At 58.5% G+C, this 25799-nt stretch carries 26 protein-coding genes; 2 read left to right on the plus strand and 24 right to left on the minus strand.

Annotated elements, in window-relative coordinates; all coding sequences use genetic code 11:
- The first annotated feature begins 61 nt into the window (after positions 1 to 61).
- Positions 62 to 1261 carry a succinyldiaminopimelate transaminase gene (gene dapC / locus OC445_RS18485; protein ID WP_096144487.1) on the plus strand — a complete coding sequence of 400 codons (1200 nt, stop codon included), beginning with the start codon at positions 62 to 64 and terminating at the stop codon, positions 1259 to 1261.
- A gap of 11 nt (positions 1262 to 1272) precedes the next feature.
- Here dapC and OC445_RS18490 read toward each other — a convergent pair whose 3' ends face one another.
- Positions 1273 to 2916 (minus strand): Na+/H+ antiporter, encoded by a 1644-nt coding sequence (locus tag OC445_RS18490; RefSeq protein WP_057975603.1) that lies wholly within the window; start codon positions 2914 to 2916, stop codon positions 1273 to 1275.
- A gap of 95 nt (positions 2917 to 3011) precedes the next feature.
- Positions 3012 to 3377: a hypothetical protein gene (locus OC445_RS18495; protein ID WP_198791120.1), complete on the minus strand. Its 366-nt coding sequence runs from the start codon at positions 3375 to 3377 to the stop codon at positions 3012 to 3014.
- Positions 3378 to 3429: 52 nt separating this feature from the next.
- Between OC445_RS18495 and OC445_RS18500 the strand changes: the two genes are divergently transcribed.
- Entirely contained in the window at positions 3430 to 3783 is a 354-nt protein-coding gene (locus OC445_RS18500) for a hypothetical protein (RefSeq protein WP_057975601.1), read from the plus strand.
- On the opposite strand, the gene OC445_RS18505 is transcribed toward OC445_RS18500, so the two are convergent.
- The 22 genes from OC445_RS18505 to OC445_RS18610 all read right to left on the minus strand — a co-directional run bounded on the left by OC445_RS18505 (position 3764) and on the right by OC445_RS18610 (position 25797).
- Complete coding sequence (locus tag OC445_RS18505) at positions 3764 to 4294, minus strand: lysis system i-spanin subunit Rz (protein WP_160049432.1); 531 nt, start codon at positions 4292 to 4294, stop codon at positions 3764 to 3766. The two genes, OC445_RS18500 and OC445_RS18505, sit on opposite strands and share 20 nt — an antisense overlap.
- A complete protein-coding gene (locus tag OC445_RS18510; RefSeq protein ID WP_160049430.1) occupies positions 4291 to 4716 on the minus strand; it encodes a structural protein in 426 nt (141 codons plus the stop codon). Before OC445_RS18510 ends, OC445_RS18505 begins: the two co-directional genes overlap by 4 nt.
- Before the next feature lie 43 nt (positions 4717 to 4759).
- On the minus strand, positions 4760 to 5947 hold the full coding sequence (locus OC445_RS18515; protein ID WP_262020244.1) for a hypothetical protein: 1188 nt from the start codon (positions 5945 to 5947) through the stop codon (positions 4760 to 4762).
- A 55-nt stretch (positions 5948 to 6002) separates the two neighbouring features.
- The gene (locus OC445_RS18520; RefSeq protein WP_262020245.1) at positions 6003 to 6905 is read right to left on the minus strand and encodes a hypothetical protein; all 903 of its coding nucleotides are present in this window, start codon (positions 6903 to 6905) and stop codon (positions 6003 to 6005) included.
- A 306-nt stretch (positions 6906 to 7211) separates the two neighbouring features.
- Positions 7212 to 11207, minus strand: coding sequence for a DUF1983 domain-containing protein (locus tag OC445_RS18525; protein WP_262020246.1), 3996 nt, complete (start codon positions 11205 to 11207; stop codon positions 7212 to 7214).
- Positions 11208 to 11216: 9 nt separating this feature from the next.
- Positions 11217 to 11813 carry a tail assembly protein gene (locus tag OC445_RS18530; RefSeq protein ID WP_262020247.1) on the minus strand — a complete coding sequence of 199 codons (597 nt, stop codon included), beginning with the start codon at positions 11811 to 11813 and terminating at the stop codon, positions 11217 to 11219.
- Complete coding sequence (locus tag OC445_RS18535) at positions 11813 to 12565, minus strand: C40 family peptidase (protein WP_262020248.1); 753 nt, start codon at positions 12563 to 12565, stop codon at positions 11813 to 11815. Before OC445_RS18535 ends, OC445_RS18530 begins: the two co-directional genes overlap by 1 nt.
- Positions 12566 to 12570: 5 nt before the next feature.
- On the minus strand, positions 12571 to 13257 hold the full coding sequence (locus OC445_RS18540; protein WP_262020249.1) for a phage minor tail protein L: 687 nt from the start codon (positions 13255 to 13257) through the stop codon (positions 12571 to 12573).
- The gene (locus OC445_RS18545; protein ID WP_262020250.1) at positions 13254 to 13592 is read right to left on the minus strand and encodes a phage tail protein; all 339 of its coding nucleotides are present in this window, start codon (positions 13590 to 13592) and stop codon (positions 13254 to 13256) included. The genes OC445_RS18540 and OC445_RS18545 overlap by 4 nt, the downstream gene beginning before the upstream one ends.
- Positions 13592 to 16969: a tape measure protein gene (locus OC445_RS18550; RefSeq protein WP_262020251.1), complete on the minus strand. Its 3378-nt coding sequence runs from the start codon at positions 16967 to 16969 to the stop codon at positions 13592 to 13594. Before OC445_RS18550 ends, OC445_RS18545 begins: the two co-directional genes overlap by 1 nt.
- A 582-nt stretch (positions 16970 to 17551) precedes the next feature.
- Positions 17552 to 17857 carry a DUF4035 domain-containing protein gene (locus OC445_RS18555; RefSeq protein ID WP_198834071.1) on the minus strand — a complete coding sequence of 102 codons (306 nt, stop codon included), beginning with the start codon at positions 17855 to 17857 and terminating at the stop codon, positions 17552 to 17554.
- A gap of 23 nt (positions 17858 to 17880) precedes the next feature.
- A complete protein-coding gene (locus tag OC445_RS18560; RefSeq protein ID WP_262020252.1) occupies positions 17881 to 18354 on the minus strand; it encodes a phage tail assembly chaperone in 474 nt (157 codons plus the stop codon).
- Positions 18354 to 18824, minus strand: a complete 471-nt coding sequence (locus OC445_RS18565) for a phage tail tube protein (protein ID WP_262020253.1) — start codon at positions 18822 to 18824, stop codon at positions 18354 to 18356. Before OC445_RS18565 ends, OC445_RS18560 begins: the two co-directional genes overlap by 1 nt.
- A gap of 8 nt (positions 18825 to 18832) precedes the next feature.
- Complete coding sequence (locus OC445_RS18570; protein ID WP_054898076.1) at positions 18833 to 19180, minus strand: DUF3168 domain-containing protein; 348 nt, start codon at positions 19178 to 19180, stop codon at positions 18833 to 18835.
- 5 nt (positions 19181 to 19185) lie between these two features.
- Entirely contained in the window at positions 19186 to 19656 is a 471-nt protein-coding gene (locus OC445_RS18575) for an HK97-gp10 family putative phage morphogenesis protein (RefSeq protein ID WP_262020254.1), read from the minus strand.
- Positions 19653 to 19943, minus strand: a complete 291-nt coding sequence (locus OC445_RS18580) for a phage head closure protein (protein ID WP_262020255.1) — start codon at positions 19941 to 19943, stop codon at positions 19653 to 19655. The genes OC445_RS18575 and OC445_RS18580 overlap by 4 nt, the downstream gene beginning before the upstream one ends.
- A 29-nt stretch (positions 19944 to 19972) precedes the next feature.
- Positions 19973 to 20314, minus strand: a complete 342-nt coding sequence (locus OC445_RS18585; RefSeq protein ID WP_262020256.1) for a head-tail connector protein — start codon at positions 20312 to 20314, stop codon at positions 19973 to 19975.
- 1 nt (position 20315) lies between these two features.
- A complete protein-coding gene (locus OC445_RS18590) occupies positions 20316 to 20549 on the minus strand; it encodes a hypothetical protein (RefSeq protein ID WP_262020257.1) in 234 nt (77 codons plus the stop codon).
- A gap of 43 nt (positions 20550 to 20592) precedes the next feature.
- Entirely contained in the window at positions 20593 to 21807 is a 1215-nt protein-coding gene (locus OC445_RS18595) for a phage major capsid protein (protein ID WP_262020258.1), read from the minus strand.
- Complete coding sequence (locus tag OC445_RS18600) at positions 21804 to 22691, minus strand: head maturation protease, ClpP-related (protein ID WP_262020259.1); 888 nt, start codon at positions 22689 to 22691, stop codon at positions 21804 to 21806. The genes OC445_RS18595 and OC445_RS18600 overlap by 4 nt, the downstream gene beginning before the upstream one ends.
- 14 nt (positions 22692 to 22705) lie before the next feature.
- Complete coding sequence (locus tag OC445_RS18605; RefSeq protein ID WP_248135665.1) at positions 22706 to 24106, minus strand: phage portal protein; 1401 nt, start codon at positions 24104 to 24106, stop codon at positions 22706 to 22708.
- The gene (locus OC445_RS18610; RefSeq protein WP_262020260.1) at positions 24106 to 25797 is read right to left on the minus strand and encodes a terminase large subunit; all 1692 of its coding nucleotides are present in this window, start codon (positions 25795 to 25797) and stop codon (positions 24106 to 24108) included. Before OC445_RS18610 ends, OC445_RS18605 begins: the two co-directional genes overlap by 1 nt.
- Between the last annotated feature and the right edge of the window lie 2 nt (positions 25798 to 25799).

The raw sequence follows: 25799 nt of genomic DNA on the forward strand, positions 1-25799 counted from the left end.
GACCGCAGATCGCAGGCAGGCCAGCTCCCACAGATCCGCGCTCACCGTGATAGAGGCTTATATGAACAACGCCCTTAACCAGTTGCAGCCCTACCCCTTCGAGAAGCTGCGCGCCCTGCTCGGCAGCGTGACGCCGAACCCGGACAAACGCCCGATCGCACTGTCCATCGGCGAGCCCAAGCACACGTCACCGGCCTTCGTTGCCGAGGCCTTGAGCAATAACCTCGATCAAATGGCGGTGTACCCCACCACATTGGGTATCCCGGCACTGCGTGAAGCCATCGGCGCCTGGTGCGAACGCCGCTTCAACGTGCCCAAGGGCTGGCTGGACCCAGCGCGCAACATCCTGCCGGTCAACGGTACGCGCGAGGCGCTGTTTGCCTTCACCCAGACCGTGGTCAACCGTGGCGACGATGCGCTGGTTGTGAGCCCCAACCCGTTCTACCAGATCTACGAAGGCGCCGCGTTCCTGGCCGGGGCCAAGCCGCATTACCTGCCGTGCCTGGATAGCAACGGCTTCAATCCAGACTTCGATGCTGTCTCCCCCGATATCTGGAAACGCTGCCAGATCCTGTTCCTGTGCTCCCCCGGGAACCCGACCGGTGCGCTGATTCCAGTCGCCACACTGAAAAAACTCATCGCCCTGGCCGATAAATACGATTTCGTCATCGCCGCCGACGAATGCTACAGCGAACTGTACTTCGACGAACAAACCCCACCCCCGGGCCTGCTCAGCGCCTGCGTCGAACTGGGCCGTCAGGACTTCAAGCGTTGTGTGGTATTCCACAGCCTATCCAAGCGCTCCAACCTGCCAGGCCTGCGTTCAGGCTTCGTGGCCGGCGACGCCGAGATCCTCAAGGCCTTTTTGCTGTACCGCACCTACCATGGCTGCGCGATGCCGGTGCAAACCCAGTTGGCCAGCATCGCCGCCTGGCAGGACGAGGCCCATGTACTGGCCAACCGTGACCTGTACCGCGAGAAGTTCGACGCAGTGCTGGCGATCCTCAAGCCGGTGCTGGACGTGCAAAGCCCGGACGGCGGCTTTTACCTGTGGCCGAATGTACAAGGCGATGACGCCGCCTTCTGCCGCGATTTGTTCGTGGAAGAACATGTGACGGTGGTGCCGGGCTCTTACCTGTCGCGGGAAGTGGACGGCTTTAACCCAGGTGCGGGGCGTGTGCGCCTGGCATTGGTTGCGCCGTTGGCCGAATGCGTGGAAGCGGCTGAGCGGATTCGCGACTTTATCCAGCGTCGCCGTTAAGGGCTTACGGGTCACTTCATGTGACCCAAATTCGCCTCGCTCATATCCAATTCCGCCAGCACCTCCCTCAATACGTCATCACCAATCTGGTGGTGACGGCTCAAGCTGTACAATTCCAACCGTTGCGCGCGCAGAGCCTTGAGCCGCAGCTTGCGCTCAAGCAGGTCCATTTGCTGCGCCAGCGCCTGAGCTTCAGCCGAATCGTTGAAGACTTCCAATTGATGGCGATATTCCGACATCAGCCGTGCCTTCAGTTCGGTAGCCAATGCCGCCTGGGCGGCGTCCGGCGTGTCGGCCTCGGCTGGCTCGTCGGCCTCCAGTGCATGAATCGCGGCCACGGCGGTCTTTTTCCAGGCTTCGCGCACTTCTTTGTGGCGTTTTTCATCCGGGCTATTCTCGACGCCGCGTAACAGCAGCGGCAGCGCGATACAGGCAGCGACCAGTGATAACAGGATCACACCGGCAGCGATAAAGATCAGCAGGTCACGCTCAGGGAAATCCTGGCCAGGCGCCAACAGCAAGGGCACCGACATGACGCCCGCCAGGGTCACCGCACCGCGTACACCGCCGACGGTCAACAACCAGCAGGAACGGGCCGTCGGCACCAGGGTCAGCGCGTTTTTGCCACGTAGCCTGCGCAGCAACCCCGACAGCCGCCAGATGCTTTGCACCCAGATGAAGCGCAATACCACCAGCACCAGGAAGATCGCCACCACATCCAGGCAGCGATACATCAAGGTGGGCCACAGCGTGGTTTCATGGCTGACCACGGCCTTGATGATGTCTGGCAGTTGCAGACCGAGCAGCAGGAAGATCAGGCCGTTAAAGGCAAACTCCAGCAACGACCACACGCTGCGGTTGAGCAGGCGCGTGCTGGTCTGGCGCGGCAGCAGGTCGAGCCAGCTTTGCATCATCCCCGCTGCCACCGCCGAGAGGATGCCGGAGGCGCCCAGGCGTTCAGCCAGTACGTACGCAGCAAAGGGCAGTAACAACATGAACACCACATGGGTCGCCGGGTCATCCCACCCGCGCGCGATCATCCAGGCGCGCAGGCGGCCGACCAACCAGCTCAACGCCACGCCGATCGCCAGCCCGCCCACCGCCACCAACACAAACGTCAGGCTGGCATCCGCCAGGGAAAAGACCCCGGTCAACGCCGCGGCCAGGGCGAACTTGAAAGTCACGAGGCCCGACGCGTCATTCATCAAGGCCTCGCCCTGGAGCATGTGCATCAGCGGCTTGGGCAAACGGTTCTGGGAAATGGCCGACACCGCCACGGCGTCCGTCGGCGAGAGCACCGCTGCCAGGGCAAAGGCCACCGGCAAGGGGATCGAGGGCAGCAACCAATGAATGAAGTAACCGGCGCCCACCACGGTGAACAGCACCAGCCCCACCGCCAATGTCAGGATCGGGCCACGCAGGTGCCACAACTCACGCTTGGGCATGCGCCAACCATCGGAAAACAACAGTGGCGGCAGGAACAGAAACAGGAACAGCTCAGGGTCCAGCGCCACATGCAGCCCCAACGTGGGCCAGGCCAGCAAGGCGCCGGCGGCGATCTGCACCAGGGGCAAGGGCAGTGGGATGATGCGCCCGATCAGGCGCGAAAAGCTGACCAGCATCAGCAGGATAAGAACGGTGTAGGCGGTTTGCATAACGCGGGTTTCCCGGACAATCGACTCGCAACGACACATCAGGCAACAACTGGCCGTTGAAGTGCCATATTACCCGGCTATGTTACCTGGCTATGTTACTCGCCTATGCTGCGCACTGGCACTTTGCACAAAAGTCGCACGCTGTTGACGAGCGGCGCCGAAACCCGCTGGTCGTGGCATAATCGGCGATCTTTCATTTTCATACGTCCAAAGGGGGGCAATTCCTTGAGTGCTTCAAGCAAAATCTTGCACCTTTTCGGCATCAAAGCCTGGGATGCCACATAAGAAACGCTCAAGGCCTTTATTATCAAGGCCTTGACCCTAAAAACACCCACAAAAATCACCAACTTTTGCGACTCTTCTAAACCCAATAAACATTGGTCCAAACGGTTGCGTTTTGGGGAAGAAACTCCAACGCGAAATCCCTCCACCGGCGTCCTGCCGACGAACACCACTCCCAAATATGAAACACCTCGATTACTGTACGCACATACAGCATCTGAGATTCACACTATGAGCGTTGACATGGACACCGATGATTGGCTCGGCTGCCCCACTCCCCTTGAGATGTACAAGCACCAATGCTCAATCCTCGTAGATGAACTGGTCGAGACAGAGCGCATGTTGCGCAGAGCACGAGCGAATATCGCCGGACTGGTCCAGATGAATGACCTTCTAATGAAAGGCAAGGCTCAGGCCGAGCAGCAGTTAAGCCTGGCAAGCTCAGAGCTCGCCGACCTTAAGGGCTCGCTCACAGAGCCTGGAGTGCTCAGTATTAGGCTTGTGGCCGGGCAGCGCGATCACTTCATGCGCGAGAATCAACGACTGCTGGCAGAACTCAGGGCCCTCAAGGAGCCACAGCCCTGACGTAGGCTTGACAAGCGCGCAGCGCGATTATGGCGTTATCCCCGTCATCGGTGATGCGGATAATTCTTTGAGAATGCGCTGGGTTAAGTTGGGCTCGACGGGCTGCATGAACCACGCCGGCGGCGCCGGGGGCGGCAGGCACGTCGCAGCGACTGGCTGTGTCCGTGCCGTCGAGAAGGACTGACAGCCGGACATCAGCAGTGGCAAGGCGATCGCGAAGAGAAGCCTGGTTGCGTTGAGCATCGGATAATTCCTGAGTGTGTTGTTGGTCCTGCACTGCGATCTGCTGCTCGATGGCCAAGCGCTTATCCTGCTCGGCCTTCTGCTGCCGCCAGGCTTCGTTGGTTATGGCGTCGAGCTGACCCTGGTGCGCGGCGCTTTGGGCCGAGAGCTGTTCGGACAGTTGCTTGCCCAGTCGCCAGTCCTGAACCTGCCAAGTCACGCCGCCGGCGCTGGCCATCAACAACAGAACCAGCACCGCCAGGCCGGCAATCTTCTGCACTGGCGTCATGTCAGTGCCCGCCGCACGCCTTCCGCCAGCACTTCGTCGGGGTAAACGTACCCAGCGTTCTCATGGTGGATGATCGCCTTGACGAAGCCCGTCATGACCTTTGTTTGGGCCAGGTCAATTTCCGCACCAGGCCGAGTACCGGTATTCGCTTCAACCGCGCGCACGTACGCCGCAGTATCGTTCTCTGCGGACGGAGCCCACCGGCTGATGATCGCCTTCACAGTCTTCAGGCCATGTTTGCGCTGATAAGTCAGCAGCAACTTGCCCAGGGCGCGAATACCATTCTCGGGCGTATCGAACCTGGCGAAGCGCTTCTCTAACGCAGCGTCTGGCTTCAACTGGCCCTGCCACTGGTTGGCCGGGTTGTAATCGATGTTGCCGGGGTTGTTGTTGCGTACCCCGCGAGTTTCGGTGCTCGACATGCTTTTCTCCAGGCGTAAAAAAGCCCGCTCAATTGGCGGGCTGCTATTCTTCGGTCGATCTAAGTAGAGGCGGCGTATCGACCTTGGGCATTTCAAGCCGCACATCGATCCAACTATTCAGCGGGACATCCATAGGTGCGCCCCAGCCCGGCACCATCTCTCCGTCATCAGTGAGCGTCCAGCGCTGTTTGAATAGGCGAATGATGACAGTCCCTTCATCTTCCTGATGACTGTCGGTGATACCAAGCATCCGTCCGCCGTCTGGGGAGCTTGGGTCGTGGGTCCGCCAGCCCTCCAGTGCCAGGCCGAGGCTTCCCGTCACCCGGTACTCGCCAACGCCGAGACGCTCAACAATAACGCCGCGTGCTTCATCGTTGGCTACACCCCATTCGCCGGCGGGGAGAAACGATTCCTCTTGGAGGTCGCGGCGCTCGCTGGCGGACACGTTAGCGATTCTCAGGATTGGCGATGCCGCAGAAAGCGCACCGCCGGAACCGCGGGTGGTGTTGCCTGTGTGATAAAGTTTGTATGTGGGGCCGAAGGCGCCGCCATTGTTAGATTCCGTAGTTCGAAAATGTAAATTACCGGTGCCTTGAGCAACGGGGATGAGCAACTGCGCCTCGAAGCCCTGAGCATAGGGAATGCGGATAACTGTGCTGTACGACAAGCCCGAAGAAGAGCCCGGCGCGCCAAGTCTGGAAAAAGCACCACCTTGCCCTGGTTCGCCAGGCCTATCAGGTTGATAGACCGTCGGGGCATTGTTCGAATAGAACCCACTGTAAGTACCCGCAGGGATAAGCTCGCCGTCTTGCAGTCCCCAGCTTTTAGTTGATGCAGTGCCCAGGTCCAACGCTGCTTTCGCTGCTGCCTTGGTGGTAGTACCTGTACCACCATTTGCAAACGGGACAACCGCCATACTGGAGACGGGACCAAGTCCTGCGAGCGTGGCTCCCCACTGCTGAACCATCAGGTTGACCGCGTCGGCCAGGGCCTTTGGGTAGCCGTTGACAGGGACAATGCCGTAGGACGCACCGGAGGCATTGGCTCCGCGATAAGCCGGCGAGATCGACACGGAGGTATCGCTCGACGGATTGATAACCTGATAGACGCCGTTATCCGGACCGACAAACATGTCGCCAGAGCGGCAGTTTGAAAACTTCGTACCGACACCAGTCACAACGGTGTTGCCGTTATTTACGGTGACGGTTCCTTCTGAAAACCAAGAAGCCATATTTTTCTCCAGGCAAAAAATTACCCGCACTCGGCGGGCTCTTTGAGCTAATAAATCAGTTGAAGGGAAATGGCAGGTTGGCCGTCTCGATCACCAAAGCGGTCGGTAGCCTATCCGTTGCAATTTGCGAAAAATTCGGTGGCATTGCAGTTCCACTCACAACCGTCGGGTGATCTTGAGGTGTCCCCCCAGCAGGCCCGAACATAAACTGAATGCCTCCTACGACACCGCCACACCCCTCGCTCCCCCCATAACGATAGGTAGGCTTCGACTCATTGAGACCGTACAACCAGATCTGACACCCCCTACTCCAGGGAAGGTACGCGGCGTACTCAACGCCCGGCTTGATATTAATCGTTACCTTGGCGGTAAATATATTTGACTGGTAACTGGGAGGTGTTTCGCGCTGCTCAACATTCAAGACGGCATTCGCGTATGGCCTGCTACCCGATGGGATTGGATATTGCGACTCCTGCGTTCCCCTCGGCGGAGGCGCTTGAATGGATGCAACTACATTCAAGGCCAGTTGCAGAGAGTTAAACGTCATTGCACCGTCCGTTTGCCGGGTTTTCAAGTACGGAGACCCCGCAATAGCGTCCTTCATCAAATCAAAGCAATAGAACTTAGTATTTACGCTTGCGTTGGTGTAAAGAAAAGTCATTGAATCGCCGGAAATCTTTGTCCCCTGCAAGCAGCCGCTGCCAGTGAGAAACACGATTGGGGAGATGGCTCCAACCACAGTGAAGCCATAAATAACATCTGATAAGGCAACACTAGGACTTACACCTGCGCCTGTCCAATTTCCACCCCAATTAGGATCTACGTTCCCTCCTTTAAAACTCCGGCGCCACCAAGTCTCGATGACGCTCAGGTTACCGCTTTTCACAAGACCATAGGTAATTTTGGCCGTATCAAACAGAAGACTGCCATCTTGTTTTTTAACTACGAGATTAGCCATTAATAATAACCGTAGTAAATAATGCAATTGGCTGAAAAATTACCCCAGCCATTGGTGTTGTACGAGTAGATCCAAGAGAGAACCCCGTTGGATATGGTTACCGACGGGACCTTTCCCTTTTCGAGCTGCCTGTCCTGAAGAGGAACGACGATTGGAAACTGGACCTTTCCAGGGGGCGGTGCCGGGATCGCTATTGAACCATTTGCAGAGTTGGTAACCACTGATCCTTGGGTCTGGCTAATACTCATAGTCATATCGACTTTAACCAGACCCGTATCGCGATCCCTTATTACTAATCCGACCATATTAGAGACTCAGATCAATACCAACCACACCGTTGGCGTAAATGAATTTAAGGAATGTATTGGTTAGCCTCATGGTGCCAAGGCCAGCAATATTCCCGTTCATTTCAAACGTACCGTCGAATGAAAGCCTCCACCCGCTGACCCCTGCCACGTAGTTATTTGACTGAATGTAATTACCGATCATGGCATTGGTGATCATGCCCGTCTTAATTACTGCCGAACTAATGAACACCTGCCCGCCAGAAACCACAAACGGGAAAGTTGCGGCGCCACTGACCTCGTCGATAATGGCGAATCGCTGAGCAAACGCCAGAATTTCGGACGTCTCCCCATCGCTGCCCAGAGCGAGCCCCGCCATTACTTTCCTTCCGTCCACATTGGTCTGGGCCTTGATGGTTGTCTGTGCCGATACCTTGCCGTCAAGGCCCGCTACGACCTGACTCACCTGCTGAACCGATGCATTGGTCTGGCCCAAACTGGCCTGAACCGTATCAGTTCGTTTGGACTGAACTTCTATCGCTGTGGCTCTTACCAGTTCCTCCTGCTGGATGAGCCCCTTCGCGCTATCAATCCCGGCCTGCAAGGTAGTCAGCCGCTCAGCAGTTGCCAATTCGCGAGATGCTTCAACACGCATCTGCTGGGCGATACTTGCGGTGGACTCATACGCTTTCAACGCCCCCGCCAGTTCGCCGGCGCCGTCGTCACCGCGCACCGAAGCACGCAGTGATTCATTGCTGGATGCCTGGGCCGTGACCCGCCCGTCCAAGTTGGTGACCTTCGTGTCGAGGCCATTAATCGCTTGGGCATTGCCGATCGCCTTTTGATCAACCGCAGACAGATCACTCTTGAGTTGGGTGATCTGCGTTGCGGAAGTTTCGCGGTTGGTGGCAACCACCTGCTCAAGCACCGTCAGCGACGACTTGTTGTCACCAACCTGTGCGCCCAAGGTCAGCAATTGCTGGGCCATTGCATCATTTTCGCTGGCTCGGGTTTTACGCTCAACGGCAAGATCCGCCGTGGATGTCCAACCCTTGACTGCGTCGGCAAGATCGCCAGCGCCATCATCACCCCGAGCAGCAGAACGCAACGCCTCGACGGAGGTAGCGGTGGCCAACACCTTGCCGTCGATTTCCTCGATCTTGGTTTCGATGATCTGGACCTGCGACACCAGCGCGTCAGTGGTCTCAATGATGGTGCCAATATCGGTCCAGTACGTGGCGTCGGGCGGCGTTGCGCCGACAGGCACAGGGCCTTTCGCTTGGTAGAGGCGTTGATCCAGACGCACGATGTCGCCCTTGAAATACGGCTTTGCCGGGTCGTAAGCAAGGGCATCGCTCACTTTCTTGATCAGGTCTTCAAGTTCCTGCTTGGCCTCCTCCAGGCGTTCATTCACAGATCCTGGACCATCACCTGTAATCAGCTCGATCTCTTCTCGAAGGCTTTGGTACAGGGCGCCCTTTCCGATCTTGCCCGCAAAGTATTTTTCATACTCGGTTTGATCCGAACTGGCCTGACCAGTGACCGCACCAGGTACAGGAAAGAACGGGCCGACGTTGCCGGTCCGATCCACCAGGCGAGCCCAGAAGAACAGACTCGCGCCAGCCAACAGGCTGTGCATTTCGTGCTTGGCTTGCGGGTAACTGAAGTCGCTCAGCTTTATCGCGGTCGTCAGGTCAGCCGTTTGGCTGTACCAAAGTTCCGTGCGCTCAGTGTCCTCTGCACCTGGTGGAAAGCCCCATTGAATGCCGATGCCATAGACCAGGCTGGTAGTGGTCAGGAACGACACCGCCGGCGGTAGGCCTGTCTTTCCTGTCAGCATCACTTCAGGGCTGGCACCCCAAATAGAGGCCACGTCCATTGCGTTGACCGAGCTTACCCGAGCAACGTAGCGACCGCTGTAGATACCCTCAACTTCTGCACCCAAGCTGCCCGTGCGCGGCAAGCGGATCCAGTTGCCGCTGTCCTTGCGCCATTCCACGTTGTACGCAATGGCCCCCGGTACCGAGTCCCAGGTGATACGCATACTGGTAACAGCAATGCCTTGCGATACGATGCTGCGCGACTCGATGCTGACGTTATCCGGCGGAGACATCACCCCTGGTGGAATGATGCTCGTTGGCTGTGGGTCAATGCGTGCGCCAGTGTCGATCGCCTGGTACTTCAGGGGTTCATGCTGAGTGGCAGCTATTTTGAACTGGTGCAGTCCTTGCGGTTCGATGGTCTGCACACGAAAGCGCATCACGGCCAGGTCAGCGCTCTCCACGGACCAACTGCATTCAGCCTCTGGGAGCTCCGAATAGTCGGCCATGACGGTGACCAAGCGGCCAGAGACGGACTTCACGATGCGCCCTTCGGTCTTGCCGCTGGGTAGGTTGAGGATTAGCCGATCCTCTTCGTGCACCTCGGCATCGATATCGAGCGTGATCACACGCCTGGTCGCGGCGCTGATACGCCCACCATTTGCGCGCCCCGAGAACAACTCATCAGCCACGCAGATAATCTGGCCGGGCTCGACGTTGCGGCCCTCCATGCCGGCGGTGAAGCTTACCGACCACTCCTCATACTGCTCGGACTTAAGCGCCCAAATGCCGTGGCGGATTGCCTCCCCTTCCACGGTGCAGCCGAACCGTGAGATATCCAGCATCCGGTGCCCAAGCTCGCCGATCAACTCTTCGTTGGTAACTGGGGCCGGCTGTGTCTTGAACTCGTTTTCAGGATTGTCCCAGGCCACCTTCGCCCGTGTATGGCGATCAGGAAGCGCTGCGGAGACGTACTCAAATTCACCGATGATGTTCGAGCGCGTGAAGACGTAGCCATCCTCGTTGCCTGGAATGTCCGCCACCATGGTGACCTGGGAGCCGTTCCAGCAACTGCTCCCACGGAACACACTGGCCAAGTCCGAAAGGAGTGCGTAGCCCTCAACTGAATCCTGAATGTAGACGTTGGTGGTCATGCGCGGCTGCATACCGCCCTTCCCGTCTGGAACCATCACGTCGCAATAGCGACCGATCTCGTACAGCGTCCAATGGTCAACCATATCGGCGGTGATGCGGCGGCCCAGGCCATAGCGACGATGCAACAGCAGGTCGCGCCATACCCAGACAGGGTTGTTGGTGTAGGCAAGCTTAAAAGTGCCGTTCCAGTCACCTGTGTAGGCTCGAGTCTCCGGGTTGTAGTTGGTCGGCACCTGCACAATGCGGCCGCGCATCAGGAAGCTGGCCTTCGGCGTGTCTTGGAACTGTTTCGCATCGAACTGCAGGCCACCCAGCGCCAGGTTCGGGTAGCGCAGTTTCTTGTCGATGACCTCCGTCAACCCTTTGATACGCATCAGGTCTGCGAAATTGGAGTCGTTGCGGTTGGGGGTGAGCCGACGCACGCGCACCAATGCGCTGGTAAATCCTTCGGGTAGGTCGATTCGATGGGTGCGCTCGTATTCGGTTGTCCCTTTGTCGTCCAGGGTCGCCGACAAAACCGTTTGATAGCTTCCGCCATCTGCGGAAAGATCAATGGCGTAGTCGATGCGGTAGCCGATCTGGTCGCCATTCGTCTTGACCTGCCAAGTTTGCGGCCAGGACAAACGGATGCGCACAGCCGACAACTGCTGATCAGTGATCGCACGCGTCCAGGCATTATCCGACTTCAACTCAACCGGCAGCCCCTGGGACGCCTCGTTCTCAATGGCCGGAAAGCCTGGAATGTGTTCTTGGTCCACAGTGCCCGGGCGGAAATCCCAAACGGTACCGGGAAAGTTCTCGCTACCGTCAGGCGAGACCAGCGGCGTGCCGTTGAGTTTTACCGACTTCTTATCATCGACCAGGCCGACGATTGGGCCCTCACTCAAGGCATAGAGCAATTTTACAGTGGCAACAGAAAGCGCAGTATCGGGTGCCTTGTAGGGCGTGTATGGCTTCTGCTCGCCCCCTTTGGCGCCCAAAACGCGGGCAGCAGTAGGCCGGCGCCGATGCTTTGCAGCAGGCGCTGTTGCGATTTTGGACATGGGTTTTCCTTACTGCTGATCTTCCGAAAAGACGCCAGCCGAGATGAGGGCGCCGCCGATATCGCGTTCGCCATACAGAAGTGGTTTGCAGCGGCCCTGGGCCGTGGTGGTGACGGCGCCGCCGAACGCATAGGACGGCCTGTTGCCATCGCCCTCTTTGTCCAGCACGCCCACCGGTGAGGGAGACATACTCATGGCGATACCGCCGATCATCAAGCCGGCACCAGCTGCCACCAGGTAGTACTGCTGGGTGATCGCGCCGACCACCACCAGGGCGAGACCGGCAATGGTGGCGAACAAGCCGCCTCCCTTACTGCCAATCACAATTGGCGCAATACGGATCGGCTCAACGGTGTCCTGGCGCATTCCAATCTCGGTATCGCTCAGGTTCTTCTTCCCGCGGAACACTGCGTAGGTCAGGCCGCGCTCTTCCGAAAAGCGCAAGAACCGTCTGAAGCCGGGGATCTTCACGCACAACGCATGAATCGCCTCGGCGCATGACGCTACGGCCAGGTGGTGAACGCGACCGAACCGGGCGCCAAGCACACCATAAAGCATCACCAGCACCACCAAAGGCTGCGGGTTAACCGTTGTTTTCATTGCCATCAGTCAACCTCCGGCATTCGTTGGTGCCGAAGAATCAGCACGGTGTAATCAGCCCACATGCCGCCGTAAACGTCGCGGGTGGATTTCTTGCTGTAGCGATGATGCAGGAAGGTGCCCGGGGCCGGGTGTAGCTCCGGGGCGCTGGTCAGCAAACCGTCACCCAGATAGATTCCTGCATGGTTCGGTGCGGCGGCGTTGATCTGCATGACGATCATGTCGCCCTTGCGCGGCATCGAAACCGGATAGAAACCGGCCTCCTCGTAGTACTTCTCGTAGAGGCTCTCACCATCGTTCCACCAGCCATCCCGGCGTGGGTAGTTCGGCAATTCAATCCCAAGCTCGCGCTCGTAGTAGTCGCGGCACAGGGCATAGCAGTCCAGCAGACCATGGCCGAACTCGCGGCCAACCAGCGGGGCCTGATAGCCCTCCGGCTTGAACTCGAAGTACTCACCAGACGGCCAGCTCACAATACCCCACGGTTTTTCATGCAATTCGCAGCTGACACGATCGGTCATGCTCGGCATGGGCGGCACGTCGGGATGAGAGTGAATGATCATCGTCACCTCGCCACGGTCCTCAGCGTCACACTTATCCTCGGGGTTGATGATGAAGTGCTCGCTGGGGGTCTTGGCGTCGTTGCGGCAGGGAACGTACTTCAGCCGCCCGGCCTCACGGATCACCACGCCGCAGCTTTCCTTCGGAAACTCCGCCGCAGCGTGCGCCTGAATTTGTTTCAGCATCGTCTTGTTCATGGGGTCTATCCAATAAGCGCAGCGCCAGGGGCGCCGCCGAACGACAACGGGTTGCCCTTGCCAAAGCGGATTTCGCAGTCACTTGGCCGGCCGCCACAGCGATCCAGTGCCGGGTCGTCCACTGGGTTGCCGTCGAGGTCGAACATCTTGATCCCGGTGTAATTGCAGTCCGGGCCGCGGTACTCGCCCCAAAGGCACCATTCGCACCGGTTCATGATCAGGCCGCCCGGCAACCTCTGACCTTTAACAGCAGTCGGAGGGGCCAACGAAAACACCACCTCTTCACGCAACAGGCTGGTGACCTGGTTGATATAGGAGATGTCGAGCCTTTCCATGGTGCTGGCCGTCGGGTTGCCCTCTGGGAAATTCGCAGGGTCTAGGTATTTGACGTAAGTCTGCCGAACCGTCAGCTTGACCCCGCTCATCCCCTGGAAGCGCCGGCATAGCGCTGTAATCGTTCCGTCAATATTGCTGATCTTCAGCATGGGCGTGGAGTTGTTGCCCTCAACGCTACGCCCAAAGCCGCCCGTTTCGTAAGGCCTGGGCAGGTATGTCTCACCCTTCCAGATGATCGGGGTGGACTGCTGGTGTGCGTGGTACCGCAAGATGCCCATACCGCGCGCTTCACCGTCCAGCTCGATCAACTGGATAATCGCGCCGGGCTCTAGCTTCTGGTCGTCCAACGTGATCATGGATTGAATACCTGCTGGAAGGTGGTGCTAAGGGTGTACTTCTTGTTGCCGTGGGTTTGCAGCTGCCAGCCTCCGGTGGTGATGAACGCGCCCTGAACTTCAAGCGGCGGGGTCCACAGAAAGTGATTTGCCCCCTTGTGCCGCTTGAAGAACTCCCGGATCGGCTTGATGTATGCCTCCCCGCCCGTGAAGGAAACTGTGTAAGCACCAGCGACATTGTTAATTCCGACCGATAAGCGCTGGCTGTAACCGCTGCCGAACTTCGACTCCAGCACGTCAGGCTGGTCGTCACCGGAAGAGCCAACCCGGGGCGACCAGTTGAATACCTCTGCCATCAGCTGTTTCTCCGATTGTTTGGATCAAGCAGGCCGTTCTGGCCTTTTTCCTGCTGAATCACCTGCCGGGCGATCTTCGGCATTTCGGAACGGGCGGTGGCCAACAACGCTATACCCATCTGCTCGTATCCTTCGGGAGCATTGACAGCTCCGCCGGATCCATCGCCATTGATGTGCAGGTGAATCTCAGGCGCCGAGCCTGAACCAGTTCCGGGAGCAACAGAAGGAGCAGTGAACGCAGGCGAGATGCCTGGGCTGCCGACGAACCCGCCGGTTGCATAGCCCGGCTTACCGCTACGGTTCAGGCCGATGAGGTAATCCTTCATCCCAGGCTGATCGACCACTTCCTTGCGGATGACGACCTCGCCGCCGTGAACCACCCCCTTCGGCTCAAACTTGCCACCGGGGCCGGTATAGCCACCCTCAGAGAAGCCGGCCAGCGCCATGCCGGCGACCATGCCCGCATTGGCATAGCCCGCAGCAAGCAGCGCCGCGCCCACCGGGATACCGCCCAGAATGGTTAGTTCTGCAGGCGCTTTGGCCGCGGCAATCTGCGCGTTCATGATGATCGATGCCACCGCGAACGCTTTTTGCGCTACAAACAATGCCTTGTACGCGCCGGACTGCTCGCCAGCGATCTTGCCAACCATGTCGGCGGCCTGGCCCGACAGTTCGCTGAAGGTGCCGATCACAGCTACTTTGTAGGCACCCTGAATGTCCGAAAGCCGCGCCTGGTTCGTTTGATTGATCTCGACGACTCGGTCCAGGTACTGCTGCTCGGCGGCAAGCTTCTGCTCGTTGGTGCTTTGCTGGTCGGCCAGGATCTGATCGCGCAGATCTGCCTGCATGGACAACTGCTTGTCGTGCCACTTTTTCAGGGCTGCTTCAGCCTCGGCGATCTTCACAAGCTCCCCGGAGGGCCCACCTACCGAGGAGTCGATTCCGCCGAACTCTGGCGCTTCCGTGACCGTGGCTTTCGAAATGGCATCAGCGCCAGCGCGATAATCGTCTGATGAAAGCTTCCCGGCGCGATTGGCTGTTTCCAGGACCTGCATCCGCTCTTTCGTCGTTGCGAGCAGGGCTTGCTCTTTGGTTTGAAGGCTCGACATCAGGCCGTCATAAGCCTTTCTGGCGTTGAGCGCGTCGAGCTCGATCGCCTTGCTCTGAAGCATGACCTTGTTCTTTTCCGACAGCTTCGACAGCTCGCCCGTGGTTAGCTCGTAGCGAAGACGCCCTATCTCGGTTGTTTCACCGTAAAGCGCGACCTGTTGGGTGAGGTTGTCCAGGGTTTGCTTGTATGCATTGTTGAGCTGCTCAGCTTGCCGCTGGATATCCTCGGAGGATTTTTTGGCTTTTTGCTGCGCCTCCTCAGAGGCCTTGGCTGCCATTTCAGACCCCTTGATCGCTCCGGCCAGGATGCGCCAGCCTTCGGCAGTACCGGGGTCAACGCCCTCCCGTTCAATCCTCCGGTTCACCTCGCCAACCAGGTCGCCCCCATCCCTGACGGAGTTCAAGCGCTCAACGAGGGTTTTCGTGTAGGTGTTCCAGCCCTCAATAGTCTTCTTGTCGGGCCCCGCAATCTTTTTCAGCCCGGCGCCAGCCTGGCCGGCAGCGGTGGCCACATCGTTCAGGCGGGCGGTGAGCATATTGGCGACGTCGCCGTAATCGCCGGAGGCTTTGATCGCTTCGCCGTACGCGGATGCAGAAGCATTAATAGCCTTGGTCATCTCCTCGTTTGGGCCGATTGCTGCGACCAGTTGCTGGCTTGCCGAGTCAATACCCTGGCCGCCGGCAATGCGGCGATTGAAGTCCGTTACCGCCCGGTCGCGCTGGAATGGGTTGGCGGAGTAGGTATCGCCCCATTTGTCATTGGCTTGAGCGGCAGCGCGGATCTCGCGCAGTGCTTTTTGCGCCGCCACTTGGGCGTCGGCTTGCTGCTGAATCACTCCATCAAGCTTGTACCTGGCCTGCTCTTTGCCGAGCGCAGCGAACTCTTTGCGCAACTCCTCTACAGGTCGCTTGAGATCGACGGTGGCCTGCCGAGCCTTGTCGCTGTTGTCCCGAAACAGCAGATAGCTGGCAGCCACTGCTCCAGCAGTAACAGCTAGCCCGACTGGACCACCCATTACCCCAAGAAGCGCTGATCCGGCACGACCAGCCATCGACGTCGCAGCCGTTTGAGCGGCCTGCGCAGCAGTTTGCGCGGCTGTCGCTTGTGTATCCGCAAGCCTGGCCAGGCGCAGGCGACTGAGTGCGGCTGTATGGGCATCGGTAAACCTGGTCGCGGCAACCTGCGACTCTGCGGCGACTACCTCTGCGGCAGTGCGCCGGGCGGCAGCGGTGGCCGCATCAAGCTGAGCAGTAGTCCGGCCAATTTCAGCGGATCGAGCTTCGCGCAAAGCGCTGACTTGGTCACGCAACCCCTTAATTAGTTCGCCAGACTTCAACCCGACATAGGCAGCGCCTGCGGTTAAGGCCGATGCGGCCAGGACATCCATGTTCTTAGCGACAAGATCAATTGCGCCAGAAAGCACTGCAGTGCTGCCAGTTGCATTGTCAGCCCCGCCAATCCAAGCCTGAAAAGCATTTGTCAGTGCTGTAGTCGACCGACTTACGGAGGGCGGCATTGCCTTGAACTCAGCATTCAAAACGCCGAGTTGGCCGATCAGCGCAGGTACAAGCTTATCTATGGTTATAAGGCCCTTGTCGGCCATGGCTTTGAGCTCACTCCTGGCGACACCCATTCCCGCAGCGAGCGCCCGCAGGACTCGATCACCACTATCGGCGATCGAGTTGAACTCCTCCCCCCTGAGTACCCCTTGGGCCAGTGCTTGAGCGAATTGCGTGATAGCTGAGGATGCCTCCGTAGAGCTTGCGCCAGAAACCTGCAACCCCACAGAAAGGGCCTCAGTCACTCCCAGAACGTCTGAGGTGGAATATCCGAACTCACGCATCGATGATGCTGAGCGACTGAACAAACCAGCGTTGTCCGCAAATGACGTGCCAGTCCTCTGACTGAGCTCAAAAAGCGATTTCTGGCTAACTGCAAAGTCTTCCGTGCCGGTCGTGGCCTGCTTCAGTCGGGCGTTTACTTGGTTCCAGGCGTCGGCTTGGTGAATCACATTGCCAACCGCCAGCGCCCCAGCCATCGCCGCTGCGTAACTGCCCACTGTGGATGTAAGGGATTGCATAGCCGCACCCTGGGCGCGAACGGCTGCTTCCTGCGAGCGCCACGAACTGGTTGCATCCCTATTCCCAGAAGTGATGGTCCTGAGATAGCTCTGCCCCATGCGACTAGCGCGGGCCATTTCGCGTTGATACGCACTTGTTTCAGCGGAAACGCTTACGATCAAAGAGCGAAGTGTTTGCCCTGCCATGCTTTTCTCCAGACATTAAAAAACCCGCCGAGGCGGGTTTTAATGGTTACTCAATGACTAGCTCGGGGGCTCGCCATAACTTTTCGTTCCTGTCATAGGTCATCGTGGCTTTGTAGTAGGTCCGTATACTCGCCCCGAACCCATTCTGAGAGTCCACATACGCAGACACATAAAACGTGCATTTATGATCAGATGCGGAAACAACGTCCCTGCCATTTAGATATGGGAATTCAGCTGACCCGGGAGCCTTGAGGCGTTGCTTTACGAAGTTCTGAGACATGACATAAGCCATTGTCGTGTCATCACAATCTTTCTGTGCGCGCTCAACCTCTCTATTTGGACTGCCAGCCCAAGATAGATATGCCCACCACATCCCCCCGATAATTGCGGCGCTAATGCCAAGCGTCCAGCGCAATAACGGCTCAGACCCGGTAGTTTTCGCAAACTCACGGCAAAGGCCGATTGCAAAAAAAACTATCAACGCTGTCACAATCCATAAAATAAAAGTCACTCGCCACCTCCTTTGTTGAGCGAGCGACTCTATCACCGCACAGCGAAGAAAAACGAGCCTCATCCTGCGGCCTAGCCCTCCTCGGCCTTGACCATCAGGAAAGCCTTGAACATTTCTACCCCCTCCTCAGCCTGGGCCGCCTCATCAACCACAACCGCCGCCTCATCCTTCCATTTAGGCATCAGGTCGACAGCCGAAACTTTCGCGCCTTGAGCCTGGAACACCGAAGCAGCAATGATCGAGGCCTGGATATCGCCGCGGGTGTCGCTTAGCGGTGACTCCTGGTTATAGGCCATCCAGAGGAACAGCTCCTCCGCGCTCATCCGTGAGCGCAGGTCTTGGAGTGTCATGCCAAGCCGGAGGGCAAGAGTCAGCATAAATGCCAACTCCGGCTCCTCCGTCAGTCGTTTCCCGCGGCATCCACCGGGTCTTGCGCGCCAGCGCCGGCCGCTACGCCACTCAGCTCGAAAACCTTGCCGACGAGCCGGTCATGCACTGGGCTGAAGGCATCAGCTACGGAAGGCACGTCCTCGTCCTGGAACACTCGGGCATTGTTCTCATCGAGCAAGGCCCGCACCAGGACGAATGCATAGAGCGGCGAGGAATGAATCTCCACCCGCGGCTCAAGCGGCGCCTCCTCGACACCTTCAGTTGCTGGAGGCTGGGCCGGAAGCCCAGCATCCTGACGGGCTTCAGCAACCGCCAAAGCAGCGCGGCGGCGATACTCAACCCAGTCGCCAGCGCTCAACGCCCTGACCACCACCTGGGCGCCCTCCCACTCGTCGATGGTGAGGCGCTCATGCTTGAAGTTGCGCATCGGGTCCAGTGCCATGGAGCGCAGATCCGCCACGGCGCCGATCTTCGTGCGCGCCATTATGGAGTCACCGGAGGCAGGTCGAAGGACACGGCGCCAGTGATACGCACGTTAAACGTGCCGTTCACGGTACCGTTCGGCGCAGCGTCCCAGGTGAACTGGGTGACCAGGCCAAGGAACGTCGAGGAGGTGCCATCCTTGAACACCGACTTGAAGGCGCGAGGCTCGGCGTCGTCGCGCGCGGTACGCAGGACGGTCTGTGCTTCGTCGTCTGCCTTCCAGTTGCCGGACATGCTGAAGGTGCCGTTGTCAGCCAGGCCCGTGGTGAACTCCTTGGCCACACTGGCGAGCACCGTGGTTTCAATTTCGTCCGACTGGCCGCCCTGGAACTGAGGCTGCTTAATGGTGACGGACAGATCGGCCCAGGTCAGGGCCTCATCCTTGGGGTCCAGGGTGGTGGTTTTAGAAACGCTGAGAGCCGTGCCCTGCGTTTTGACAAACTTCGCTTTCGTTGGGTTTTGAGCGGCCATGTGGCCTCCTATGGTTGCAGGGTGTATTCCCAGCTCACGCTGAAAAGTTTGGTGTCGTTCTCGAACACATCCGCCAGGCGGTCTGCGCTGCCGGTGGTGAAGTCAGCGCCATCCGTGGTCATCGCGGTAAAGGCCAGGCCAGCAAGCGTGAGCGCCTCGAGGAAGCTCTCCCCCCATGCGTCGAGCTGAATAGTGAGGTCGCTGGAGCCATCCCATCCGGCGAGCGTGAAACCGGTGGTGGTGCCTACCGTTTGAATCACCAGGCGTGGCTGGGCGGCGTCCACCGGCGCAACGCCGAAGTACACTCGCCCGTCGACCAAAGGCGAAAGCCTGTCGATGAGGGATTTCTCAATCATTGGGGTTACCGGGTGATGGCGTTGTCGATGCCTTCGGCCAGCTTGTCGGCAACGGCCTTTTCGATCTGAGGCAGGCTGCCGTCCCAAGATGGTCGAATAAATGGATGAGCCGGCATCTTCGATGTGCCCAGCTCCAGGAACTTCCAGTAGAACGGTGATTCGTAATCCGTTTTCGAGGTGCGCCCTTTTTTGCCGGGACGCTTGAGCGCCTTGGCTTGCTTGCCGGTTGGATTCTTTACGCGAATGCCGGCAGTAGCGCCGCCAGGCGTGTCTGCCTGTTTCACGCTGACAGCAATAATGTTCTTCTTCAATTTGCCCGTGCGAACCGGTGCCGTGCTCCGGGCCTTGTCCCTGGCCACCCTGGCACCAGCCATAACTGCATCCCTGGCGATCTTGTTGCCCACTGACTTGGCCAGGCGCTCGAAATCGGCCTGCAGCTCACCAAGCCCCAGAACTGTCAGCGATCCGTTGCTCATTTTGGCTTCACCGTTTTGCACATGAGTTTCAGCATGTCGCGCTGGTTGGTAGGTAGCGGCGCGACGATTTCGTAGGTCGTGCCGTCATGCACCAAGTGCTGGCCCGCAACCACGTCCTTGCGGTAGCGGATGTTGATCTCGGCGTTGACCGTTACCTGCATCTGTGACGCGGCTTCGTACATGCGTCCGGAGGGAGTGTTGATTTCCGCCCAGATCTTGCCTAGGTCGCCCCAGACCTTCGAGGGCTGGCCAAGGGCATCCTTGCCTTCGATGTAGCCGCGGCGCATGCAAGAGTGTCGAAGCGGACCGGCCCTCATTACACACCCAGCTCGACGCGATAAGGCATCAACATAGACCTGGACCCCATCGGTAACTCGGAAGAGATGTTGCCCACCACAACATCCTCACGATTGCCGTAGAGGTTGCCAGCAATCAACAGGCAGGCAGCACGGATCGATGGGTTGACCAAGATAGGATCAGTACCCGCATCACCAGCGAGGACTGCCGCGGCAAGCGCATCAGCGTCGGCGTAAAACTTGCGATTCAGGTACCGGGCCGCGCTATCCTCAGCAGCCTCCAGAACCAGCGCAACGTAGCTCTGATCCTCGCTATCCGCCCGTAGGTGCTGCATGGCCATCTCGATCGGGATCACAGTCATGTTAGGAGCCTTTCTTCTTGCGGACCGGCTTGCCTGAGGCCGTATCGGTGGTCAGCGGATCGGTTGAGTCACCCTGTTCAGTCAGGTCCACCAGCGGCTCGCCGTCGTCGTCGCACTCCACGGCGTAACCCTTCTGCAAAAGCTGGCGGCCGTGCTGCTCGTCAGTGACGAACACCGAGTCTTCCGACAACGTTTTACCGCCCAAATAAAGCGGCTTGGTCGTTTTCATCTTCATGACGTGCTCCGATAGGCCGCAACAGGTGCGGCCCTCTCAGGGTTTAAGGGGCTTTCGGCGGAGTAAACGAGCCGTAGATGAATGCCTCAGGGCGCTTCACTGCCAGCGCGGCACGCTCTTCGCAACGAATCGAGATCATGTTCTTCTCAAAGTCGTCGGCGTTCTCGGTGGAGATCACCACATTGGCATCTTCACGGTCGAACAACTGCGCACCGGTCTGGAATGCGCCGGTCAGGAACTTGCCCTGGAAAGCCGCGATCTCGGTCGCTACCACCGGCAAACCCCACAGCAACGGACCGGACAGGCCCAGCGGGTTAGCCAGGATGTAGCGGCCCAGCGAATCCTTGGTGAGTTCGATCTTTGCCCAATCGATGAAGTGCAGCACATGGCCAGACGCAGGCAGGCGCGCCAGCTGAGCCTGCAACATGGCGAGGCGCAGATCATCGATCCCGGTTTGGTCTTGGACCTGGAACGCAGGATCGAAGGCAGATGCCTGCGGCACGATGCCGTGCAGGTGCACACCAGTGCCGTCGCCGAACAGAATTTCCTGCTCTTCGGCATACTTCAGGCCGTAGCGCATTTCGGTATCGATGGTCGATTGCAGTTGTGCAAAGTCATCCAGAATCTGCTTCGACGACTTGAACATATGCGCGATGGTGCTGACCGGGGTGATCTTGGTCGCGAACTGGATGTCGCTGTAAGGCTTCTGAGTGCCCTCAGCCACTACTCTGGCGGCGTTGGTGAAGCCGGTTTGCTGAACCCAGAAGATCGCGGGCGACGTGGTGCGTCCAGGGGCAATGAGGTCGCGGATAAACAGGCGCTGTTTCGGAGCGGCATCAATGCCCGGCAGGCGTTGCGGCTCAACCACACCAGCAGGTACGTTGCCACTCAACAAGGCGGCATGCACCGGGATGCTGATGCGACGATTGCCCTCGATGTGAGCGGAGAATTGCTTCAGCGCTTCGCTTTTGATCACCACCCCTCCCACGGTGTCACGGGAAGCAGCGGCAGTACTGGCAGGGATGCGTGCAAACTCCTGCTCCAGCTCGCCGAGTTGTGCCTTCAGCTGCTTTTCAGCCTCGGTCAGGCTGTTGAATTTGGTGGCCAGTTCGTCGACTGCGTTTTTGGTTTCCGCCGACAAGGAGCCGGCCTTCTTGGCTTCGGTCAGTGCATTTTCAGCCTGTTTGCTGAATTCGTCGGTTGCCTTCTTGAGCTCGTTGGAGACGTTCTTCAACAGCTCGGCAGTAGTGTCGCTCATGGTTTTTCTCCGGTTTGAATTGCTGCTGCCGAGAACCGCGAAAGCGCAGCTTGTAGTTCGGCAATGGGGTCGGCCAGGTTGACCGGGGTTGCGGCAGCGTTCTGCTTGCCGGAGGTGGTAGCGCCAGGCGTACCAGCCTTGAGTTCTTGAATGAGGGCGCGGCGCTCGGAGCGCGGCATGCCCTGTTTTGCCAGGATCAGATCCATACGGCGGGCGGCAACCTGGTGCGGCGCCGATGCGCTGGCATCCTCGACGGCGGCGTCAGATGCCAGAAGGCTGTCTGCAAACCCCGCATCGATTGCAGCGGCGCCGCCCATCCAGGTCTCGACGTCCATTAGCTTGCGCATGGCCTCAATGGGGTCACCGGTGCGTACGGCGTAGATATCAGCGAGTGTTCCGTCGATCTGCTCGAGGAAGTCGGCCACCTCTCGAATGTCGTTGCGGTCACCGGCGGCCATGGTCCAGCTGTTGTGAATCATCAGGAAGCCGGCCCGAGCAATCTGGATTTCATCCGCTGCCATGGCGATGAACGATGCGGCCGAGGCTGCCAGGCCGAGGATTTGCACTGTTACCTTGCCTTTGTGTTCACGCAGCAGGTTGTAGATGGCCAGGCCTTCAAACACGTCGCCGCCTGGGCTGTTGATCTTCACCGTTACATCGCTGTCACCGATTGATCGCAGCGCGGCACTGATCCGCTTTGCAGTCACGCCCTCGCCCGTCCACCAATCAAACCCTATTGGGTCGTAAATGGTGATGGAGTTGTCGTCCGTGCTTGCCGCCTTGATCGATGGATTCCACCGCTCCAAGGCCTTCGGCGTCAGGTCGCAGTGAACCTGCGCGCGCGGCCGAGCCTCCGGCGCCGCCGGAATGGTCTTAAGGGTCATTGGTTACTCCAGGATCAGGCGGCGAGGAGCCGCGGTAGTGATATCAGTGCGTGGGCCATCATTGGCCCGTCCGGGTTTCCGGCATCGAGCGCCTTGTTAGCCAAGTCGAAGGCTTCCTTGATGGCTTCCTTGTCCCCGCTCTGATTTGCCGCAGTGATGCGCAACATGAAGGCGGTAGCCGCCGGCGACATTCCGGCTGACTGTTTGCCGAGCTGGTCAAGCGGCACAAGCGCCGACTGAACAGTGAAGGTATCGCCACCTGGGATTGGAGCCATGTTTTCCAGGCGCCGCACTTCGTTGCGGGACATCCAGCCGTTTTGCAGAGCTGTGTTGTACCAGGCGCCGCGCCCGGCGCTGTCAGCGCGCAGTAGGCCTTCTACCGCAAACTCAGCGAAGAACTCGTCAGCATCAGCCTCACCGATCAAGCACCGGGTGATTTCCTGTTCGATGTTCACCAGTAGCGGGCGCAGACTGTTGGTAAGGAAGTGCAGGTTTTGCGCTTCTACCGAACTGGCCCAGCTGGATTGCTTGTCCATGTGCCCGACCATAAAGGGCGGCACCCGGAACCACCGGCACATCTCTTCAATGCTGAACGATCGCGACTCAAGCATTTGCGAGGCTTCGGGGTTCATTGTGATCCCCTGGTACTTGAGCCCAGCCTCGGCCACCATGATCTTGCCGGCGTTCTTGGAGCCCATGAAGGAACCGAGACTGCTTCGCAACTGCTCGCGCTGCGCCGGGGTTAGCGTCTTGTCGCTGGAGAGTATCCCGGAGGCCTGCATACCCTGGGCAAAGACCTTCGCGGCTGCCTCTTCTACCGCCATTGCAGAACCGAATATCTCCTTGCCTGTGGTCACGGGCAGCATCCCGCACACGCCATCCAGGCCAAAGCCGCGGATATGCATCAGGGATTTTTCGGGGATGTCGCGCTCAACTCCGTTCTCGGTGTACGTGTACTTGAGTCGGCCATTTTCCTCGCGCTTGACCCGCATGCACTGCGGCAACAGCGGTACCAGGGCGATGATCCGGCCCGCAAGCATCTTCTTTTCAACGAACGCGTTCCCGCGTAGGCAGATGCTGGCCACCACCAACAGCATGAAGCGTTGAGGGGTCATTTCTGCGTTCGGCACCCGGCATAGCAGCCGATAAAGCGGATGATCAGTAGCTGGCGCCCTTGAGCCATCAGGCAGGCGCCGGTAAAGCTTCAGCGGCAACGTAGATACCGATTCCGAAAGCAAACGCACGCAGGCCCATACCGTGGACAGCTGCATGGCTTTATCAACCGATACGTGCTGTCCACTGACTGAACTTCCGAACCATTCCTGCCAGAACGAACCATCCTTTAAGCCGATGGGCACACCAAGCCAATTTTGAAGAGTGGCCTTGATTCGCCCGGGTTTCTTTTCGCGCGCCATCAAAGCCCCACCATAATTGGATTGTCGAAAAAGCCCTGTAGATCACCGCAACCCACCGGGTTCAGCGCTATGAGCGTTGTTGCGTCGAAGGTAGCCATGAGCGGGTCAATCTTTGCCGACCCGCTCACCTGTTTGTTGATCGCTATCGCGTTGCCAACCGCAACAGTTCTGGCGTTGCCGACGCACCAGGCCATGAGCCGCGTGCCACCGTGCACAAACTCGCCGCCCGCAACCTTGCGCTCTGTGGTTTTGATTGCGCCGTTGAGTCGCCAGCCCTGGGAGATAGAAACAATCTGCTCCATGGTAATGCCGCGATCTTCAGTGGTGAGCTCGTCAACGATATCGCCGATACCGGCCGCATCGACGCCTATTGCCTGCTTGTCAGGCAGTAATCCAGCGTCCCGGACTTCGCAGATGATATCTGCGACCTGCAGGACATCATCACCTGGCCGCTCGACAATGGTCAGATCGCCATCAGCTTCGAAGTCGCGCAGGTTTGAAACGATATCCTTGCGGCGGTCGAGTGCGATCTGGTGGGCCCAGGCGTGCGCCCAGTGCAACCAGCGCCGAGTTTCACGCTCGCGGCCAATCAAACTCAGGCCCAACAAGTCATCAAGGCCGCCGCCATCGATACCTACCACAATCACCTCGGAGCGCCGCAGCAACTCATCAAAGGTGAGCGACTTGTCGCCGGCGGCTTCCCAGTGATCAGCCCCCGCCCACCGGTCGGTCCTTAAGTTCAGACCAATTTCGATATTCAGATGCTTGGCCAGGAACTTCTGCAATGATCCATCTGAAGTGCCCAGCCTTTTCTTGAGCTGGTCTTCTAGCCACTCCGCACTCACGGAGCGCCCGATGTTCGGGTTGGTGATGTAGAAGTTTTCTGGATTCAGGTATTGCTTGTTAGCGACCATCCGGACCGGGAACTCGTAAAGAACCCCCAGCGTCTTGCAATCCACAACCTTTCCATCACGAACATCGCGCCAGTAACTCAGGCGCTCCTTGAAAACCCCTGCCGGCGGCTCATCACTTTGAGTGGTGAGATAGATGACCCATCCCTCTTCGCGGGATATCTGTCCGCCTAGGGCCTCCATGAACATCGACTCGGCATTTGCGCGCTTGCCAAACACCCAAAGCTCATCGACCAGCACCTTGCCCGACTTCTTGCCGGAAACGGTGTCAGTGTCAGCCGCAACGACTTTCAATGAGTTCAGGGTGGTTCGGTCCGTGATGGTCCTGGTGTGTTCCTGGATGTGGAACATCGCTGAAAGCTCTTCATCAGCGCGAACCATCCCGGCAGCTGGCTTGAAAGCGTTGTCCGCAACCTCCTTGGTCGGCGCCAGAATCAGATGCTCCTCTTCCTCACGCCAGCAGAGAATCAAGGCAGTGAGCATGATGCCGGCTGCGATGGTGCTCTTCGTGTTCTTCTTGCTGATCAGTAAGCCGAACTCGCGGATCATTTGCTTGCCGGTCTCAGCATCGTAAGCGCCGAAGATGCAGCGAACGTAGTCGAGTACCCACTCATCGCAACAGTCGGCCATCCTTGGCTTGCCCGGCAGATCTGGAACGCGCAACTCCTTAAATATTTGAAGTGCACGCTCCGCTTCTTCTACGAAAATCGGAGGAGGGATAATCGATTTATGGTCGATCAGGCGCTGCTCCCAGTCAGGACATGCGGTCGACCATTCCATAG

This window comes from Pseudomonas sp. Pse35, assembly GCF_024519715.1.
Classification (GTDB): Bacteria; Pseudomonadota; Gammaproteobacteria; order Pseudomonadales; family Pseudomonadaceae; genus Aquipseudomonas; species Aquipseudomonas paracarnis.